This window comes from Escherichia sp. KTE52, from assembly GCF_000408325.1.
Classification (GTDB): Bacteria; Pseudomonadota; Gammaproteobacteria; order Enterobacterales; family Enterobacteriaceae; genus Escherichia; species Escherichia marmotae.
The window spans coordinates 2,366,236-2,387,935 of the sequence record NZ_KE138680.1; the positions used below are offsets into that span (position 1 = coordinate 2,366,236).

General features: G+C 59.9%; 1 pseudogene. It reads left to right on the forward strand.

Annotated elements, in window-relative coordinates:
• Nucleotides 1-28 precede the first annotated feature (28 nt).
• Nucleotides 29-21,697, forward strand: a pseudogene (locus A1SC_RS22820) (Ig-like domain-containing protein).
• Nucleotides 21,698-21,700: the final 3 nt, after the last annotated feature.

Consider the following 21,700-nt stretch of genomic DNA (forward strand, 5'->3'; position numbering starts at 1 on the left):
ATGTGCGCCATTTATCAGGAATGCCATTATGAGCCTGATTATTGATGTTATTTCGCGTAAAACATCCGTCAAACAAACGCTGATTAATCCGGGCGACGTCACGGTTGTTATTTATGAGCCATCTGTGGTGCAGGTTCATGCTCAGGCATCTGCCGTCGCACGTTATGTTCGCGAAGGAAATGACCTGCTGATTTATATGCAGGATGGTACGGTTGTCCGCTGCAATGGCTATTTTTTGCAAGCGGCTAATTCAACTGAACAATCGGAGCTGGTCTTTGCCGATGGACAACAGCTTACACATGTCACTTTTGCTGATACTGCTGCGGGTGGTTTAGCCCCTGTGGAGCTGGTAGCCCATACTGCAGCCATTGAAAGTATTGCACCATTTCTTGATACCGTTGCTCAGACGAGCACCTTCCCGTGGGGATGGTTAGCGGGTGCAGCGGTAGGTGGCGGCGCGCTTGGCGCTTTGCTGGCAAGTGGTGGTGGTGATGATTCGAAAACTGAAGTGGTTAATAACCCACCGCCAGCCGAACCAGGCAATGCTACCCCGTCATTTTTAGTGACCGATAATCAGGGCGACCAGCGCGGCATTCTCGCTACCAATGACATCACCGATGACACCACGCCAACCTTTAGCGGCAGCGGACAGGCGGGGGCGACCATCCAGATCAAAGACAGCAACGGCAACACCATCGCCAGTACACAGGTAGACAGCAACGGGCACTGGAACGTTTCTTTACCTACACAAAGTGCCGGTGAACATACCTGGTCAGTCGTGCAAATTGTCGGCAACACCATCACCGATGCCGGTTCGATAACGTTAACTATCGACAACAGTCAGGCCGCCGTACAGGTTGCCACCACCGCAGGCGATAACATTATTAACGCCAGCGAGCAGGCTGGCGGATTTACACTTTCTGGCAGCAGTAGCCATCTGGCACAGGGAACAGAACTCACCGTCACGCTTAACGGCAAAACTTACACGACTACCGTCGGGGCTAACGGCGCGTGGAGCGTGCAGGTGCCGACTGCCGATGCGCAGGCGTTAGCTGAAGGGAACCAGGCAGTACTGGTTAGTGGTAAAGATGCCACGGGCAATACGGTCACTGGTGCGCAACTATTAACAGTCGATACCCAGCCGCCGACGCTTGCCATCAATGCTATCGCTCAGGACAACATTGTCAGCGCCGCGGAACATAACGCCGCGCTGGTGTTAAGTGGTACATCGAATGCTGAAGCGGGGCAAACCGTTACCCTGACAGTAAACGGTAAAAGCCATACAGCAATCGTCGGTAGCGACGGCACATGGCAGGTGACGCTGCCTGCCGCAGAAGTGCAGGCACTGACGGAGGGTAACTACGCCGTAAATGCCAGCGTCAGCGACCGGGCAGGAAACGCCACCAGCAACAGCGCAAATTTCACGGTAGACACCAGTGCGCCTGTGGTCAGCGTTAACACCGTTGCGGGTGACGATGTTCTTAACACCGCTGAACAGATTGTGGCACAGATTATTTCCGGGCGGGTCAGTGGGGCTTCACCTGGCGACACGGTCACCGTCAAATTAGGTGCCACGGTTCTGACCGGTGTGGTGCTGGCAGACGGCACCTGGAATGTCGCTCTGGATCCAGCGGTAACCCGCACGCTGGCGCGTGGGCCTAACGACCTTATTGTCACGGTTACCGATGCTGCCGGAAATACCGGTACAGCGACTCATAACATCACCCTGGCGGGCGTCGCGCCGCAGGTGGCGATAGATCCCATCAGCGGTGATAACGTACTGAATGCGCTGGAGTCTCAGCAGCCGCTAACGTTAAGCGGCACCAGCAATTTGCCCGATGGCGGCACGGTTAACGTGACGCTGAATAATGTCACTTATAGTGCGCAGGTTAACGGCGGCGTGTGGTCACTGAGCGTGCCAGTAAGCGATGTCCTGAACCTGGCAAACACCAACTATATTGTTACCGCCAGCGCCACGGATGTGACCGGCAATACGGGAACCGCGCAAAGCAACTTACTGGTCGATACGGTGCTGCCGCAGGTGATTATCAACACCTTTGCGGGCGACAACGTGGTGAACAATGCCGAAGCGGCAGCAGATCAAACCCTGAGCGGGCGCGTAGTGGGCGCAGTGCAGGGCGATACTGTAACCATTGAGCTGGGTGGCAATACGTACACGGCGACGGTGGGGAGCAACCTCACCTGGAGTGTGAACGTTCCGGCGGCTGATTTACAGGCGCTGGGCGATGGCGCATTAACAATCAACGCCTCTGTGACGAACGGACACGGCAACACCGGTAATGGTGAACGTGATATCACCATCAGCGCCACGCTGCCGGGTCTGCGTATCAATACTATTTCCGGCGATGACGTTATTAACGCCCTCGAACAGCAGCAAGATCTGGTTATTTCTGGTAGCAGTAGTCATCTCCCCGCGGGCACCACCGTGACGGTAACGCTCGGCAACGAAACGTATCAAGGCGTGACCGACAGCAACGGCAACTGGCAGGTGGGCGTTCCGGCTGTGAACTTGCAGGCGCTCAGTGCAGGCACGGTCGTCGTGACGGCCAGTGCAACAGACCCGGCAGGTAACCCGGTCTCTATCGACCACAACGTGCTTGTTGATGCGGGTGAAGTGGCGATCGCTATCAACATCGTTTCCGGCGATGACATTATCAACGCCGCAGAAAAAGGCTCGCCGCTGACGCTGACTGGCACCACCCTGGGCGTTGAGGCAGGGCAAACTGTGGTGGTGAAATTCGCCGGGCAAACCCTGACGACCACAGTACAGAACGACGGTTCCTGGAGCCTGACCGTACCCGCCAGTACAGTCAGTAGCCTGTCAGATGGCGCAACGGAAATCACCGCAACTGTCACTAATACCAGCGGTAACACCGGCGACACCTCCCGCACGATTACCGTCGATAGCCAGGCTCCGGCCTTAAGCATCGATTCGCTGACCGCCGATAACATCATTAATGCCACTGAAAGCGGACAAGATTTGTCTATCACCGGCACCACCGACGCCCAGCCAGGGCAGACGGTAACGGTCACGCTGAATGGGCAGACCTATCAGGGCACCGTGCAGTCAGACGGCACCTGGAGTGTGACCGTTCCCGCCGCTAACGTTGACGCGCTGGCTGACGGCAACGCCACGGTCACTGCCAGCGTGAACGATGTCGCCGGTAACCCGACCAGCGTTTCACGCGTGGCACTGGTGGATGCCACGCCGCCGGTGGTGACCATTAATCCGGTGGCGACCGACAACGTCATCAACACGCCGGAACACACCCAGGCGCAAATCATCAGCGGCACGGTCACTGGCGCACAGGCGGGCGATATCGTCACCGTGACGCTGAATAATGAGAATTACACCACGGTGGTGGATGCTTCCGGCAACTGGAGTCTGGGCGTTCCGGCCTCGGTGGTCAGTGGGCTGGCGGACGGCAGTTATCCTGTCAGCGTCTCGGTAACCGACAAAGCCGGAAACACGGGCAGCCAGTCACTGACCGTCACGGTCGATACCGCCGCGCCGGTGATTGGTATTAACACCATTGCTGGCGACGATGTGATTAACGCCAGCGAAAAAGGAGCCGATGTTCAAATTACCGGCACCAGCGATCAGCCTGTTAATACCGCCATCACCGTGACATTGAACGGGCAAAATTATACGGCGACGACCGACGCCTCCGGCAACTGGAGCGTGACGGTTCCGGCATCGGCGGTAACCGCATTAGGTCAGGCCAACTATACGGTGACAGCAGCGGTGACCAGCGGTATCGGCAATAGCGCCACCGCCAGCCATAACCTCCTGGTCGACAGCGCGCTGCCCGGCGTGACCATTAATCCGGTAGCAACCGACGATATCATTAACGCCGCCGAAGCGGGCGTAGCGCAAACCATCAGCGGGCAGGTGACTGGAGCTGCCGTTGGCGACACGGTAACCGTTACGCTGGGTGGCAATACCTACACCACCACCGTACAGCCTGGATTAAGCTGGAGCGTGAGCGTTCCGGCGGCGGATATCCAGGCGCTGGGTAATGGTGATTTGACGGTGAGCGCCTCAGTCACCAATGAAAACGGCAACACCGGCAGCGGTACGCGGGATATCACCGTTGACGCCAATCTGCCTGGTTTACGGGTCGATACGGTGGCGGGTGATGATGTGGTCAATATCATCGAACACGGGCAGGCGCTGGTCATCACCGGCAGCAGCTCGGGGCTGGCAGAAGGCACGCCGCTTACCGTCACGATTAATAATGTGGAATACACCACTGCGGTGCAGGCCGATGGTAGCTGGAGCGTGGGCGTCACGGCGGCGCAGGTTAGCGCCTGGCCTGCGGGGACGGTGACGGTTGCCGTGTCCGGGGAAAGTAGTGCCGGAAATCCGGTGAGCATCACTCATCCAGTGACGGTCGATCTCACTCCGGCGGCTATTTCTATCAACACCATCGCCACGGACGACGTGATTAATGCCGCAGAAAAAGGCGCTGATTTAACCCTTTCCGGCACCACCACTAACGTAGAAGCCGGACAAACGGTAACCGTCACTTTTGGCGGTAAAAATTACACAGCCACGGTTGCAGGCGATGGTAGTTGGACAACCACGGTGCCCGCTGCCGATTTAGCGTCATTAACCGATGGCAGTGCCACCGCTCAGGCCAATGTCATCAACGTCAACGGCAATAGCGCCTCGGCGGTGCATAACTACAGCGTCGACAGCAGCGCGCCAACCATCATTATCAATACCGTTGCCAGCGACAATATCGTCAACGCCAGCGAAGCCGATGCGGGCGTGACGGTGAGCGGCAGCACCACCGCCGAAGCGGGGCAGATTGTTACGATAACGCTTAATAGCCCGACCGTGCAGACGTATCAGGCAACGGTACAGGCCGACGGTACCTGGAGCATCAATATTCCGGCGGCAGATCTCGCGGCGTTGGCCGATGGCAGCCATACCCTGACGGCGACGGTCAATGACAAAGCGGGCAACCCGGCGAGCACCACGCATAATCTGGCGGTGGATCTCACCGTTCCGGTACTCACCATCAACACCATTGCGGGCGACGATATTATTAACGCCACCGAACACGGGCAGGCGCTAGTGATTTCTGGTTCCAGTACCGGCGGGGAAGCGGGGGATGTCGTCACCGTCACACTAAACAGTAAAACCTATACCACGACGCTGGACGCTTCCGGCAACTGGAGCGTCGGCGTTCCGGCGGCGGACGTCACCGCGCTTGGCAGCGGCCCGCAGACCGTCACCGCCACGATTATTGATACGGCAGGTAATAGCGATAACGAGACGCACACGGTTACCGTTAACCTTACCGCGCCGACCATTGGCATCAACACCATCGCCACCGATGACGTGATTAATGCCAGCGAAAAAGGCGCGGATCTGCAAATATCCGGCACCAGTAATCAGCCTGCGGGCACCACAATTACGCTGACGCTTAATGGGCAAAATTACACTGCGACGACAGACGCCGCAGGCAACTGGAGTACCACAGTGCCAGCCTCTGCTGTCGGCGCGCTGGGCGAAGCCAGCTACACGGTGACGGCGAACGTCACCGACAGCGCGGGTAACAGCAATTCCGCCAGTCATAATGTGCAGGTCAATACCGCGCTGCCTGGCGTCACCCTTAATCCGGTGGCGACCGACGATATTATTAACGCGGCGGAATCGGGTTCCGCCCAGACTATCAGCGGCCAGGTGACGGGCGCAGCGGCGGGCGATACCGTCACCGTAACGCTTGGCGGGAAAACCTATACCGCCACCGTGCAGGGCAATTTAAGCTGGAGCGTGGACGTTCCGGCAGCGGATATTCAGGCCATCGGTAATGGCGACCTGACGGTTAACGCCTCGGTGACCAACAGCGTGGGCAATACCGGCGGCGGTTCGCGAGATATTACTATCGACGCCAATTTGCCTGGTCTGCGCGTCGATACCGTGGCGGGCGATGATGTGGTCAATAGCATCGAGCACACTCAGGCGCTGGTGATAACCGGTAGCAGCAGCGGGCTGGCTGCGGGCGCGGCGCTGACGGTGGTGATTGACACGGTCACTTACGCTGCGACAGTATTAGCCGATGGCACGTGGAGTGTCGGTGTTCCGGCGGCAGATGTGGGCAACTGGCCTGCGGGGACGGTGAATATTACGGTTTCAGGCGCCAGTAGTGCCGGAAACCCGGTCACCATCACCCATCCGGTCACCGTCGATCTGGCGGCGGTGGCGATTTCCATTAACACCGTTTCCGGCGACGATGTGATTAACGCTGCTGAAAAAGGGGCAGATTTAACCCTTTCTGGCAGCACCTCCGGCGTGGAAGCGGGGCAAACCGTCACCGTCACCTTTGGCGGCAAAACTTATACCGCCACTGTAGCGGGCGATGGTAGCTGGACAACCAGCGTACCCGCCGCCGATCTCAACGCGTTACGCGACGGTGACGCTACGGTGCAGGCCAGCGTCAGCAACGTTAACGGCAACACGGCTTCGGCAACCCACGCCTACAGCGTCGATGCCACGGCACCCACGCTTTCCATCAATACCATTGCCACCGACGATATTCTTAACGCCGCTGAGGCGGGCAATCCGTTAACCATCAACGGCACCAGTAGCGCCGAAACGGGTCAGACGGTAACCGTCACGCTTAATGGCGTCAGCTATACCGGCACCGTTCAGGCGGACGGAAGCTGGAGCGTCAGCGTACCGACAACAGATCTCAGCAATCTGACCGCCAGCCCGTACACCGTCAGCGCCTCGGTAAACGACAAGGCGGGTAACCCGGCGACCGCAATTCACGGTCTGGCGGTGGATCTCACTGTTCCGGTATTAACGATCAACACCGTCTCCGGCGATGACATTATTAACGCCTCCGAACACGGACAGGCGCTGGTGATCTCCGGTTCCAGCACCGGCGGGGAAGCGGGCGATGTCATCACCGTCACGTTAAACAGTAAAACCTACACCACGACGCTGGACGCTTCCGGCAACTGGAGCGTCGGCGTTCCGGCGGCAGATGTCACTGCGCTGGGCAGCGGTGCGCAAACCATCACCGCGACCATTACCGACGCGGCAGGCAACATCGATGACGCCAGCCGCACGGTTACCGTAAATCTGACCTCGCCAACCATTGGCATCAACACCATTGCTACGGATGACGTGATTAACGCCACGGAAAAAGGCGCGGATCTGCAAATCACCGGCACCAGTAATCAGCCAGCGGGCACTACGGTTACAGTGACGCTGAACGGGCAAAATTACACCGCCACCACAGATGCTTCCGGCAACTGGAGCGCCACGGTGCCAGCTTCGGCGGTTAGCGCGCTGGGTGAAGCTAACTACACAGTAACCGCGAACGTCACAGACAGCGCGGGCAACAGCAACTCCGCCAGCCATAGCGTGCTGGTCAACAGCGCCTTGCCTGCTGTCACCATTAACGCGGTGGCGACCGACGATATTATTAACGCTGCTGAATCCGGTAACGCGCAAACCATCAGCGGTCAGGTGACGGGCGCAGCGGCGGGCAATACGGTCACCGTGACGCTGGGCGGCAACACCTACACCGCCACGGTGCAGGCTAACTTAAGCTGGAGCGTCAGCGTTCCGGCGGCAGATATTCAGGCCATCGGCAACGGCTCTCTCACCGTAAACGCCTCGGTGACTAACGGCGTCGGCAACACCGGCAGCGGTACGCGCGATATCACAATCGACGCCAATCTGCCTGGCTTACGGGTCGATACTGTGGCGGGCGACGATGTCATTAACAGCATTGAGCACAGTCAGGCACTGGTGGTAACCGGTAGCAGCACCGGGTTAACGGCAGGAACGGCGTTAACGGTCGTTATCAACAACGTCACTTATGGCGCGACGGTGTTAGCCGACGGCACATGGAACCTCGGTGTTCCGGCGGCGGATGTCAGCAACTGGCCTGCGGGTACGGTGGATATTACGGTAAGCGGCACCAACAGCGCCGGAACAACCTCCACCATTACCCATCCGGTCACCGTCGATCTGGCGGCGGTTGCCATCACCATTAACACCCTTTCCGGCGATGATGTGATCAACGCCGTCGAGAAAGGCGAAACGCTGGTGGTGAGCGGCAGCACCAGCGGCGTGGAAGCCGGGCAAACGGTGACCGTCACCTTTGGCGGCAAAAATTACACCACTACCGTGGAAGCCAACGGTAGCTGGACGGTGAACGTGTTACCTGCCGATCTCGCTGCGTTGCCGGACGGCGCGGGCAACGTGCAGGCGAGCGTCAGCAACATTAACGGCAACAGCGCCCAGGCGGATCGCGCGTACAGCGTCGATGCCACCGCGCCGCTTGTGACCATCAACACCATCGCTGGCGACGATATTCTCAACGTAAGCGAAGCTGGCGCGGGGATAACCATCAGCGGCACCACCACGGCGCAGGCCGGACAGACGCTGACCGTTACGCTGAATAACAACACTTACCAGACCACCGTTCAGGCGGATGGCACCTGGAGCGTGAACGTTCCGGCAACGGATTTAAGCGGATTAACCGCCAGCAGCTATACCGTGACTGCGACGGTGAGCGACAAAGCGGGTAACCCGACAAGTGCCGACCATGCGCTGGCGGTGGACGTTACCGCACCTGATCTCACCATTAACACCGTTGCGGGCGATGACATTATCAACGCCATCGAACACGGGCAGGCGCTGATCGTCAGCGGAACCAGCACGGGCGCGGCGGCGGGCGATGTGGTCACGGTTAACCTGAACGGTAAAAACTACACCACCACGCTGGACGCCTCCGGTAACTGGAGCGTCGGCATTCCGGCGGCGGATGTTACGGCGCTGGCCACCGGCAGCCAGACTATCACCGCCAGCCTGAGCGATCGCGCGGGCAACAGCGACAGCACGACTCACGATGTGACCGTTGATCTCAGTGGCCCGACGCTGACCATCAACACCGTCTCCGGCGATGACATCATTAACAATACCGAGAAAACCCAGAATCTGACCATCAGCGGCGGCTCCAGCGGTCTGGCGACCGGCACCACGGTCACTGTGATGTTGAACGGCCTGGCGTACAGCGCCACCACCGATGGTTCCGGTAACTGGAGCGTTACCGTGCCAGCTTCGGCGGTCGGTGCGCTGGGCGAGGCGGTTTATTCGATTAGCGCCACCGCCACCGACAGCGCGGGCAACAGCGGCAGCACAACGCATACGGTGAATGTCGAATCGCTGCTGCCTGGGGTGATCATTAATACCGTAGCAGGCGATGACATTATCAACGCCGCTGAAATCGCCGTTAACCAGACCATCAGCGGGCAGGTAACGGGAACGGCAGAAGCGGGGAATACGGTGACGGTCACGCTTGGTGGCAACCAATACACTGCCACCGTGCAGCCAGATTTAAGCTGGAGCGTCAGCGTACCGGCGGCAGATTTGCAGGCGCTGGGCAACGGTGAACTGACCATCAGCGCCTCGGTGACCAACACCACAGGCAATACCGGCACCGCAACGCACGACATTGTGATAGACGCTAACCTGCCTGGTCTGCGCGTAGATACCGTGGCAGGCGATGATGTGGTTAATATTATCGAACACGGTCAGGCACTGGTGGTCACCGGCAGCAGCACCGGACTGGCGGCGGGAACGCCACTGACAGTGGAAATCAACGGCGTCACCTACGGCGCAACGGTATTAGCCGACGGCACCTGGAGCGTGGGCGTTCCGGTTGGGGATGTCGCTAACTGGCCTGCGGGGACGGTCGATATTACGGTTACAGGCACCAACACCGCCGGAACGACAACCAGCATTAGCCATCCGGTCACCGTCGATCTCGCCGCCGTCGCTATCACCATCAATATACTTTCCGGCGACGATGTGATTAACGCCGCCGAAAAAGGCAGTGATTTGCAGCTCTCCGGCACCACCTCCGGCGTGGAAGCGGGGCAGACCATTACCGTTATTTTCGGCGGCAAAAGCTACACCACCACCGTGGCAACGGGCGGTAGCTGGGGCTTGACAGTTCCGGCGGCGGATCTCGCAACCTTGCCAGATGGCGCAGCAAACGTACAAGCCAGCGTCAGCAACGTAGCTGGTAACAACGCCCAGGCAACGCATGTTTATAGTGTCGATGCCACCGCGCCCTCTGTCACCATCAATACCATCGCCACGGACGATATTCTTAACGCCGCTGAAGCGGGATCGGCGCTGACTATCAGCGGCACCAGTACGGCAGAAGCCGGGCAGACGGTGACCGTGACGCTAAACGGCGTCGATTACAGCGGCAATGTACAGGCAGACGGTAGCTGGAGCGTCAGCGTACCGACTGGCGATTTAGTTAACCTCACCGCTAATTCGTATACGGTCAGTGCATCGGTCAGCGACAAAGCAGGCAACCCGGCCTCGGCAACGCATAACCTGACGGTGGATCTTGCCGCTCCGGTTGTCACCATCAACACGGTGGCGGGCGATGACGTGATTAATGCCACAGAACACGCCCAGGCACAGGTTATCAGCGGCTCGGCAACGGGCGCGACCACCGGTAACACGGTTTCCGTTACCATTGGCACGACCACCTATACCACCGTGCTGGACGCCAACGGCAACTGGAGCATCGGCGTGCCTGCCAGCGTGATTTCCGCACTGGCGCAGGGCGATGTAACCATTACCACCACGGTCACCGACTCCGCAGGCAACAGCGGCACGGCTTCGCACATCGTCAACGTGGCGCTTGGCACGCCGGTGCTCGGCATTAACACGATTGCCGTCGACGACATTATCAACGCCACGGAGAAAGGCGCGGATCTGGCGATTTCCGGCACCAGCAACCAGCCTGCGGGCACGCAGGTAACCGTCACGTTCAATGGGCAAAATTACACCACCACAGCCGATTCTTCCGGGAACTGGAGCGTGACCGTTCCGGCGTCTGCGGTGGGTTCGCTTGGTGAAGCGACTTATACGGTGACCGCCACCGCAACCGATGTTGATGGCAACAGCGGTTCCGCCAGCCATAACGTACAGGTCAATACCGCGCTGCCAGGCGTCACCATTAACGTTGTGGCAACGGACGATATTATTAACGCCGCCGAAGCCGGGGCAGATCAAACCATCAGCGGTCAGGTGACGGGCGCGGCGGCGGGCGACACAGTGACCGTCACGCTCGGCGGAGCGACTTACACCGCCACGGTGCAGGCGAATTTAAGCTGGAGTATTAATATTCCGGCAGCCGCTTTACAGGCATTGGGCAACGGCGAGCTGACCATTTCAGCCACGGTGACGAACAGCGTAGGCAATACCGGTAACGGCACGCGTGAAATCACCATAGATGCGAATCTCCCCGGTCTGCGGGTCGATACTGTCGCGGGCGATGATGTGGTTAATATCATCGAGCACGGGCAGGCGCTGGTGATTACCGGCAGCAGTTCCGGTCTGGCTGCGGGTGCGGTACTCACGGTTTCGATTAATAACCAGACCTATAGCGCAACGGTTTTAGCCGATGGTTCATGGAGCGTCGGTGTTCCGGCGGCGGATGTCAGCGCCTGGCCTGCGGGGACGGTCACGATTACGGCGAGCGGTAGCACCACTGCCGGAAATCCGGTCAGCGTCACGCATCCGGTCACCGTCGATCTCACGGCGATTGCCGTCAGCATCAACGCCATTACCGCCGATGATGTGATTAACGCCGCCGAAAAAGGCGCGGCGTTAACGCTCTCCGGCAGCACGTCCGGCGTGGAAGCCGGGCAAACGGTCACCGTCACCTTTGGCGGCAAAACCTACAGCGCCACGGTGGCTGCGAATGGTTCGTGGAGTACCACGGTTCCGGCGGCGGATATGGCCGCCCTGCGTGATGGCGATGCCAGCGCGCAGGCCAGCGTCAGCAACGTTAACGGCAACAGCGCCACCACTACCCACGCTTACAGCGTCGATGCCAGCGCGCCAACGGTGACCATCAACACTATTGCGGGCGACGATATTCTTAATGCCGCCGAAGCCGGTACGGCGCTGACCATCACCGGCAGCAGTACGGCGGAAGTGGGGCAAACGGTGACCGTCACGCTCAATGGCGCAAATTATACCGGCACGGTACAAACGGACGGTAGCTGGAGCGTCAGCGTGCCGCCAGCAGCGTTAAGCGCCCTGACCGCCAGTAACTACACCGTCAGCGCGGCGGTGAGCGACAAAGCCGGAAACCCGGCCTCCGTTAACCACAATCTGACCGTTGATACTTCCGTTCCGCTCGTCACCATCAACACGGTAGCGGGCGATGATGTCATCAATGCCACAGAACACGCCCAGGCGCAGATTATCAGCGGCTCCGCCACTGGCGCGGCAACCGGTAGCACCGTCACGGTGACTATCGGCACAAATACCTTTACCACGGTGCTGGATGCCAGCGGTAACTGGAGCGTCGGCGTACCGGCAAGCGTCGTCTCGGCGCTGGCGAACGGTACGGTCACCATTAACGCCAGTGTCACCGATGCCGCCGGAAACAGCGGCAGCGCCACGCATCAGGTGACGGTCAATACCGGTCTGCCATCAATTACCTTTAACGCCATCAGCGGCGATAACGTTTTGAACGCCGATGAAAAAGGCCAGCCGTTGACCATCAGCGGCAGCAGCTCCGGGCTGGCGACCGGCGCACAGGTGACCGTCACGCTTAACGGTCATAACTACAGTGCCACCACCGACGCAGCAGGCAACTGGACGTTAACCGTACCGGCGAGCGATCTGGCAGCCTTAGGTCAGGCCAACTATACCGTCAGCGCCAGCGCCACCAGTGCAGTGGGCAACACGGTCAGCAGCCAGGCAAATTTACTGGTCGACAGCGGCCTGCCGGGCGTCACCATCAACACCGTGGCGGGCGACGATATTATCAACGCCGCTGAAGCGGGCGCCGATCAAACCATCAGTGGGGCGGTGACCCGCGCCGCCGCAGGCGATACGGTTACTGTCACGCTGGGTGGCAATACTTATACTGCACAAGTTCAGGCCGATTTAAGCTGGAGCGTCAGCGTTCCGGCAGCCGATCTCCAGGCGCTGGGCAATGGCGATTTAACCATTAACGCCTCGGTCACCAACGCCAGTGGCAACACCGGCAGCGGCACGCGGGATATCACCATTGATGCCAATCTGCCGGGGCTGCGCGTCGATACCGTGGCGGGCGATGATATCGTCAACAGCATCGAACACGGGCAGGCGCTGGTGATCACCGGCGGCAGTAGCGGCCTGAATACCGGCGCAGCGCTGACGGTCACCATCAACGGCGTGGCCTATGTCGCCACGGTACAGGCGGACGGTAGCTGGAGCGTAGGCATTCCGGCGGCGAACGTCAGCACCTGGCCTGCGGGGCCGTTAACCGTTGAAGTCGTCGGCCAGAGCAGCGCCGGAAATCCGGTCAACGTCAGCCATCCGTTCACCGTCGATTTAACGGCGGTAGCTATCAGCATCAACACCGTTGCCAGCGATGATGTGATTAACGCCGCCGAAAAAGGCACCGACCTGACCCTTTCCGGCAGCACCAGCGGGATTGCAAGCGGGCAAACCGTTACCGTCACCTTTGGCGGCAAAACTTACACCGCAAGCGTCGCCGCCAACGGGAGCTGGAGCGTAACGGTTCCGGCGGCGGATCTGGCAACCCTGCCAGACGGCGCGGCGAACGTGCAGGCCAGCGTGAGCAGCGCGAGCGGCAATAACGCTTTGGCAACTCATGCGTACAGCGTCGATGCCAGCGCGCCGACGCTCACCATTAACACCATCGCCAGCGACGATATCCTTAACGCCACGGAGGCGGGAAGCCCGCTCACCCTCAGCGGCACCAGCACCGCCGAAACCGGGCAGACGGTCACCGTCACCCTCAACGGCGCAACCTACACCGGGAATGTACAGGCGGACGGTAGCTGGAGCGTCAGCGTCCCTACTTCAGCCTTAGGCGCGCTGACCGCAAGCAATTACACCGTCAGCGCCACGGTCAACGACAAAGCGGGCAACCCCGGTAACGCCAGCCATAATCTGGCGGTAGACACCACCGCGCCGGTTCTCACCATTAACACCGTGGCGGGCGATGACATCATCAACGATGCTGAACACGCGCAGGCGCTGGTGATTTCCGGCACCAGCACTGGCGGAGAAGCGGGCGACGTGGTGAGCGTTGTGCTCAACGGCAAAACCTACACCACCACGCTGGACGCCTCCGGTAACTGGAGCGTCGGTGTACCGGCAGCGGATGTGGCGGCGCTGGGTAGCGGTGCACAGACCATCACCGCCAGCGTCAGCGATCGGGCGGGCAACAGCGACGACGCCAGCCGCACCGTGACCGTCAGCCTCACCGCGCCAGTGATTGGCATCAACACCATCGCGGGCGATGACGTGATCAACGCCACTGAAAAAGGATCGAATCTGGCGCTTTCCGGCACCAGCGATCAACCTGCGGGCACGGCGATCACCGTTACGCTGAATGGACAAAACTACAGCGCCACCACCGATGCCTCCGGCAACTGGAGCGTTACCGTGCCCGCCTCGGCGGTCAGTGCGCTGGGCGAAGCCACCTACAGCGTGACGGCGAGCGTCACCAACGCCCAGGGCAACAGCAGCACCGCCAGCCATAACGTGCAGGTCAATACCGCGCTGCCGGGCGTAACCATTAATCCGGTGGCAACGGACGACATTATCAACGCCGCTGAAGCAGGCAGTGCACAAACTATCAGCGGCCAGGTAACCGGTGCGGCGGCGGGCAGCACCGTCACCGTTACGCTGGGCGGCAAAACCTACAGCGTCACCGTCCAGCCAGATTTAAGCTGGAACGTGAGCGTGCCTGCCGCCGACTGGCAGGCGCTGGGTAACGGTGAGTTAACCGTTAACGCCTCGGTCACCAACGCTGTTGGCAACACCGGCAGCGGCACGCGCGATATCACCATTGACGCCAGTCTGCCAGGTCTGCGAGTCGACACCGTTGCAGGCGATGATGTGGTCAATATCATCGAACATGGTCAGGCGCAGGTGATTTCCGGCAGCAGCTCCGGCTTTGCCGCAGGCACGGCGCTGACGGTGGTGATTAATAATCAAACTTACGCTGCAACGGTGCTGGCGAACGGCAACTGGAGCGTCGGCGTTCCGGCGGCGGATGTCAGCAACTGGCCTGCGGGAACGCTGAACATTAGCGTTAGCGGCGCGAACAGTGCCGGAACCCAGACCAGCATTACCCATCCGGTCACCGTTGATCTCACCGCCGTTGCCATCAGCATTAACGCCATCACCAGCGATGATGTGATTAACGCCGCCGAAAAAGGCGCGGCGTTAACGCTCTCCGGCAGCACCTCCGGCGTCGAAGCGGGGCAAATCGTTACCGTTACCTTTGGCGGCAAAACTTACAGCGCCACGGTGGCGGCAAACGGTAGCTGGAGCACCACCGTTCCGGCCGCGGATATGGCGGCTCTGCGTGATGGCGATGCCAGCGCCCTGGTGCGGGTGACTAACGTCAACGGCAACAGCGCCACGGCAACGCATGAATACAGCGTCGATAGCGCCGTGCCAATGGTGACCATCAACACCATTGCCAGCGATAACATCATCAATGCCAGCGAAGCGGCGGCGGGCGTAACGGTTTCCGGCACCAGTACGGCGGAAGCGGGGCAAACGTTGACCGTCACGCTTAACGGCACTACCTACCAGACCACGGTGCAGGCGGATGGTAGCTGGAGCTTAACGCTGCCTGCCAGCGCCTTAACCACGCTTGCTAATAATGGTTACACCCTGACTGCCACGGTCAGCGATCTGGCGGGTAATCCTGGCAGCGCCAGCAAAGGCGTAACCGTCGATACCACCGCGCCGGTGATTAGCTTTAATACCGTGGCGGGCGATGATGTGATTAACAACGTTGAACACACTCAGGCGCAGATTATCAGCGGCTCCGCTACGGGCGCGGTAGCGGGCGACCGCCTGGTGGTGACCATCGCCGGGCAGCAGTATGTCACCAGCACCGATGCCAGTGGCAACTGGAGCGTCGGCGTGCCTGCCAGCGTGATTTCCGGCCTTGCGGACGGCACGGTAACCATCAGCGCCACCATCACCGACAGCGCAGGCAACAGCAGCACCCAGACGCACAACGTGCAGGTGAATACGGCGGCGGTGTCACTTTCGGTCAGTACCATCAGCGGCGATAACCTCATTAACGCCGCCGAAGCAGGCAGTGCGCTGATCCTGAGTGGCACCGGAACGAACTTTGCCACTGGCACTGTAGTCACCGTGTTGCTTAACGGCAAAGGTTATAGCGCCACCATTCAAAGCAACGGGAGCTGGAGCGTGAATGTGCCTGCGGCAGACGTCGCCGCACTAGCCGATGGCACCAGCTACACGGTCAGCGCCTCCGCCCAGGACAGTGCCGGAAACAGCGCTACGGCTTCGCGCAGCGTGGCGGTAGATCTCACCGCGCCGGTGATCAGCATTAATACCGTTTCGACGGACGATCGACTCAACGCCGCTGAACAGCAGCAGCCGTTAACCCTTAACGGCTCGACCAGCGCGGAAGTGGGACAGACGGTCACCGTGACCTTTGGCGGTAAAACCTACACCGCCACGGTTGCCGCCAATGGCACCTGGGCGCTGAACGTGCCAGCGGCAGATCTGGCAACACTTGGGCAGGGCGCACAGACCATTACCGCCAGCGTGAACGACCGCGCCGGTAACCCCGGACAGACCACGCACGCACTGACTGTCGACACCGTTGCGCCGACGATCACCATCGCCACGGTGGCGGGCGACGATATTATCAACAACGCCGAGCAGCTTGCAGGACAAACCATCAGCGGCACCACCACCGCCGAAGTCGGTCAGACGGTGACTGTCACTTTTAACGGGCAAACCTGGACTGCAACGGTTGGTAGCGGAGGAAGCTGGTCGGTATTTATTCCGGCTCAGCAGTTTGTCGGATTAAGCGACGGCAGCTACACCGTCAGCGCGACGGTCAGCGATCAGGCCGGAAACTCCGGCAGCGCCAGCCGTGGCGTCACGTTGAACGGCGACGTCCCCACGGTCACCATCAACACCTTCGCGGGTGATGATGTGGTGAATGCGGCGGAACACGGCTCATCGCTGGTGATCAGCGGCACCACCACCGCGCCGGTCGGTCAGACGCTGACCCTGACTTTAAACGGCAAAACCTACACCACCACGGTGCAGACCGGTGGTAGCTGGAGCTACACCCTCGGCAGCGCCGATGTCACCGCGCTGGCAGATGGCAACGCCTACGTGATTAACGCCTCGGTGAGCAACGCCATTGGCAACACTGGCAGCAACAATCACACCATTACCGTTGATCTCAGCGCTCCGGCGATGGCCATTAATATCGATTCCCTGCAAGCCGACACCGGCCTTAGCGCCAGCGACTTTATCACCAGCGTCAGCCCGGTGGTGGTCAACGGCTCGCTGACCGCTGCGCTTGCCAGTAACGAGACGGCGCAAATCAGTATCGACGGCGGGGTAACCTGGAGCACGCTCACTGTGACCGGCACGACCTGGCGCTACAACGACAGCCGCACGCTGACCGATGGTAACTATCTCTATCAGGTGCGGGTCATTGATGCGGCGGGCAATGTCGGCGCGACCGACAGCCAGAACGTGGTGATCGATACCATCGCCCCAGATCCAGCGGTGAAAACCATCGCCATTAGCGCGATCACCACCGATACCGGCTTGATCACTAACGATTTTGTCACCAGCGACACGACGCTTGCGGTGAGCGGCACGCTGGGGGCGACGCTTTCTGCCGGTGAGTTCGCACAAATCAGCATCGACGGCGGCACCACCTGGCAGAACCTGTCGGTAAGCGGTTTGACCTAGACGTACCTTGACGGGCGCACGCTGACCGACGGCAACTACAACTACCAGGTGCGGGTTATCGACACCGCCGGAAATATCGGCGCGACCGCCAGCCAGATAGTCACCGTGGACACCAGCGCGCCGCTGGCGAGCAAAACCATCACCATTGCGGGCATTAGCGATGACACCGGTTTAAGCAGCAGCGATTTTGTTACCCGCGACACCACACTGACCGTGCGCGGGACGCTCGGCGCAACGCTTGCCGCCGATGAACGGGCGCAAATCAGCCTCGACGGCGGCGTCACCTGGACAACCTTAACCGTTATCGGCACCAGCTGGAGCTATGCCGATGGTCGCACGCTTACCGACGGCACCTGGAACTACACGGTGCGGGTGGTGGATCTGGCGGGGAATGTCGGGCAGACCGCGACGCAAAACGTGGTGGTAGATACCACCAGCCCGGAAGCGGCGAAAAGCATCACCATTACCGGTATCAGCGATGACACCGGAGCCAGCAGTAGCGACTTTATTACCAGCGATACCACGCTTACCGTGCGCGGCGTACTGGGCGCGGTGCTCGGCGCTAACGAGTTCGCGCAAATCAGTACCGACAACGGCGCAACCTGGGTGAACGTGACGCTGGCGGCAGACGGCCTGAACTGGACATACGCTGACGGGCGCACGTTGACTAACGGCACGACAACCTGGCAGGTGCGGGTGGTCGATCTGGCAGGCAACATTGGCGCAACGGGCAGCCAGTCGGCGCAGATCGACACCGTTAATCCGGCGCAGGTGTTGACCATCGCCAGCATCAGCACCGACACGGGGAGTTCGGCCACCGACTTTATCACCAGTGATACCACGCTCACGCTGACCGGTTCGCTGGGGGCGGGGCTTGCCAGCGGCGAAGTGGCGCAGATTAGCCTCGACGGCGGCGCGACCTGGACCACGCTCACCACCAACGGCACGCAGTGGACTTACACCGACAGCCGCACGCTGACCGATGGCAGCTACGTTTATCAGGTGCGGGTGCTGGATCTGGCGGGGAATACCGGCCCGGTGGTGTCGAAAACGGTGGTGGTCGATACGATTAACCCCACCGCCACGCCGACTATTGTGTCGTATACCGATGATGTCGGGCAGCGTCAGGGGACGTTAAGCAGTTCGCAGGCCACCGACGACACCACGCCGCTGCTGAACGGCGTGCTCTCCGGCCCGCTGGCCAGCGGCGAAGTGGTTTACCTCTACCGCAATGGCCTGCTGTTAGGCGCGGTGACGATGGTCGGCGCACTGAACTGGACTTACAGCGACAGCGGTCTGGTCAGTGGCGCGTACACCTACAGTGCGCGAGTGGTGGATCTGGCAGGGAATATCACCTCCTCCAGTGATTTTGTTCTGACGGTGGATACCTCTATTCCGACCACGCTGGCGCAAATCACCAACCAAACCACGCGTGACACCACGCCGATTATCAGCGGCGTAATCACCGCTGCGCTTGCCAGTGGGCAGTACGTCGAAGTGGTGATCAACGGCAAAACCTACACCTCGCAGCCGGGCGGCGCGGTGGTAGTCGACCCGGCACACAATACCTGGTATGTGCAACTGCCGGATACCGATGCACTGGCAGCGTCCGCAACCGCTTATAACGTCACCGCGCAGGTGAAAAGCTCGGCGGGCAACGGCAACACAGCTAACGTCAGCAACGGCACGGTGACGGTCAACGCGGCAATTGATTACACGCCAGCCTGGACGACCGCCAATAAAACAACGGCCTGGGGGCTGACCTACGGCCTCGACAACCACGGGATGTGGACGGTGCTGGCGAACCAGCAAATTATGCAATCAACCGATCCGCTCACCTGGTCGAAGACCGCACTGACGCTGGTGCAAAGCGGCAACAACTACGCCACCAGTTCCATTGCCGATTACGACCGCAACGGCACGGGCGATCTGTTTATTACCCGCGATGACTACGGTACGGGCTATATCAACGGCTTTACCAATAACGGCGACGGCACCTTTTCCAGCGCGATTCAGGTGAACGTTGGCACGCTGACGTGGTATGGCTCGATTGTGGTGTTTGATAAAGAGGGCGACGGCTATCTCGATTTCTGGATTGGCGACGCTGGCGGGCCGGACTCCAACACCTTCCTGTGGAATAACGCGGGCACCCTGGTAGGCAACTCCACCACCGCCAACAACGGCGGGAGCGCCACGGTCGGCGGGTTGGTAAACGGCTATCTTTCACTTAACGAAGGTTCCGGCGTCGATCTTAACAATGACGGCAGGGTAGATCTGGTTCAACACACCTTCAACCTGAATAACTTCTACACCCTTTCATCGCTCATCAGCCAGGGCAACGGCACGTTTGTCTGGGGGCAGAACACCATCAACACCTTCCTCAGCGTTGCAGGTAGCGGTGGTAACTCGACGTCTGTCTCCATGACCTGGGCAGATTTCGATGGTGACGGCGATATGGATCTCTTCCTGCCTGCCAGTCAGGGGAGGGCAAACTTCGGCTCGCTGTTATTCAACACCAACGGCGTACTGGGGAGTCCGGTTGCGGTGGGCGCAACGGGCACAACCTATGCCAGCCAGTTCAGCGTAGCGGTGGACTGGGATCATGACGGGTTAATGGATATCGCCCGTATTGCCCAGACCGGACAGTCGTATCTTTACACCAACGTTGGCGGTGCCAGCAACTGGACACAGTCGGTACTCGGCGGCAGCCAGAGTGGCACCACCAGCGGCGTGGCGGCAATGGACTACGACTGGGATGGCGCGGTGGATGTACTGGTGACCAAACAGTCGGGCAGCGTGTTCCTGATCCGTAACACCAACACGGTGAGCTACGGCACTTCGCTGCACCTGCGCATTACCGATCCCAACGGTATTAACGTCTATTACGGTAACACCGTGAAGCTGTACAACTCGGCGGGTGTGCTGGTCGCCACGCAAATCATCAACCCGCAGTCGGGGATGGGGGTTAACGACACCTCGGCGCTGGTCAATTTCTACGGGCTGAATGCCGGAGAAACCTACAACGCGGTGTTGATCAAATCCACCGGTGCCACCGCCAGCAATATCGACCAGACGGTAAACACCACCTGGGGCGGTTTACATGCCACTGATGCTACCCACGCTTACGATCTCAGCGCCGAAGCAGGCACTGCGAGCAACAACGGCAAATTTGTCGGCACCGGCTATAACGACACCTTCTTCGCCACCGCAGGCACCGACACTTACGACGGCTCCGGCGGCTGGGTGTACAGCTCCGGCACCGGAACCTGGCTGGCGAACGGCGGGATGGACGTGGTTGATTTCCGGCTTTCGACGGTGGGCGTGACCGCTAACTTAAGCAGCACCGCCGCGCAGGCCACCGGTTTTAACACCTCGACATTTACCAATATCGAAGGCATTTCTGGATCGAATTTTAACGACACCCTGACCGGCAGCACAGGCGATAACCAACTGGAAGGGCGCGGCGGTAACGACACGCTCAATATCGGCAACGGCGGTCACGACACCTTGCTCTATAAACTGCTCAACGCCAGCGACGCCACCGGCGGCAACGGTTCGGACGTGGTGAATGGCTTTACGGTAGGGACATGGGAAGGCACCGCCGACACCGATCGCATTGATATTCGTGAACTGTTACAGGGTAGCGGCTACACCGGAAACGGCAAAGCCAGCTACGTCAACGGTGTGGCGACGCTGGATGCACAGGCCGGAAACATCGGTGATTTTGTCAAAGTTACCCAGAGCGGCAGCGACACCATCGTGCAGATCGACCGCGACGGCACGGGCGGCGGCTTTGCGACAGCTAACGTGGTCACGCTGACGGGCGTGCATACCGACCTTGCCACTTTGCTGGCGAATCATCAATTGATGGTGGTGTAGATA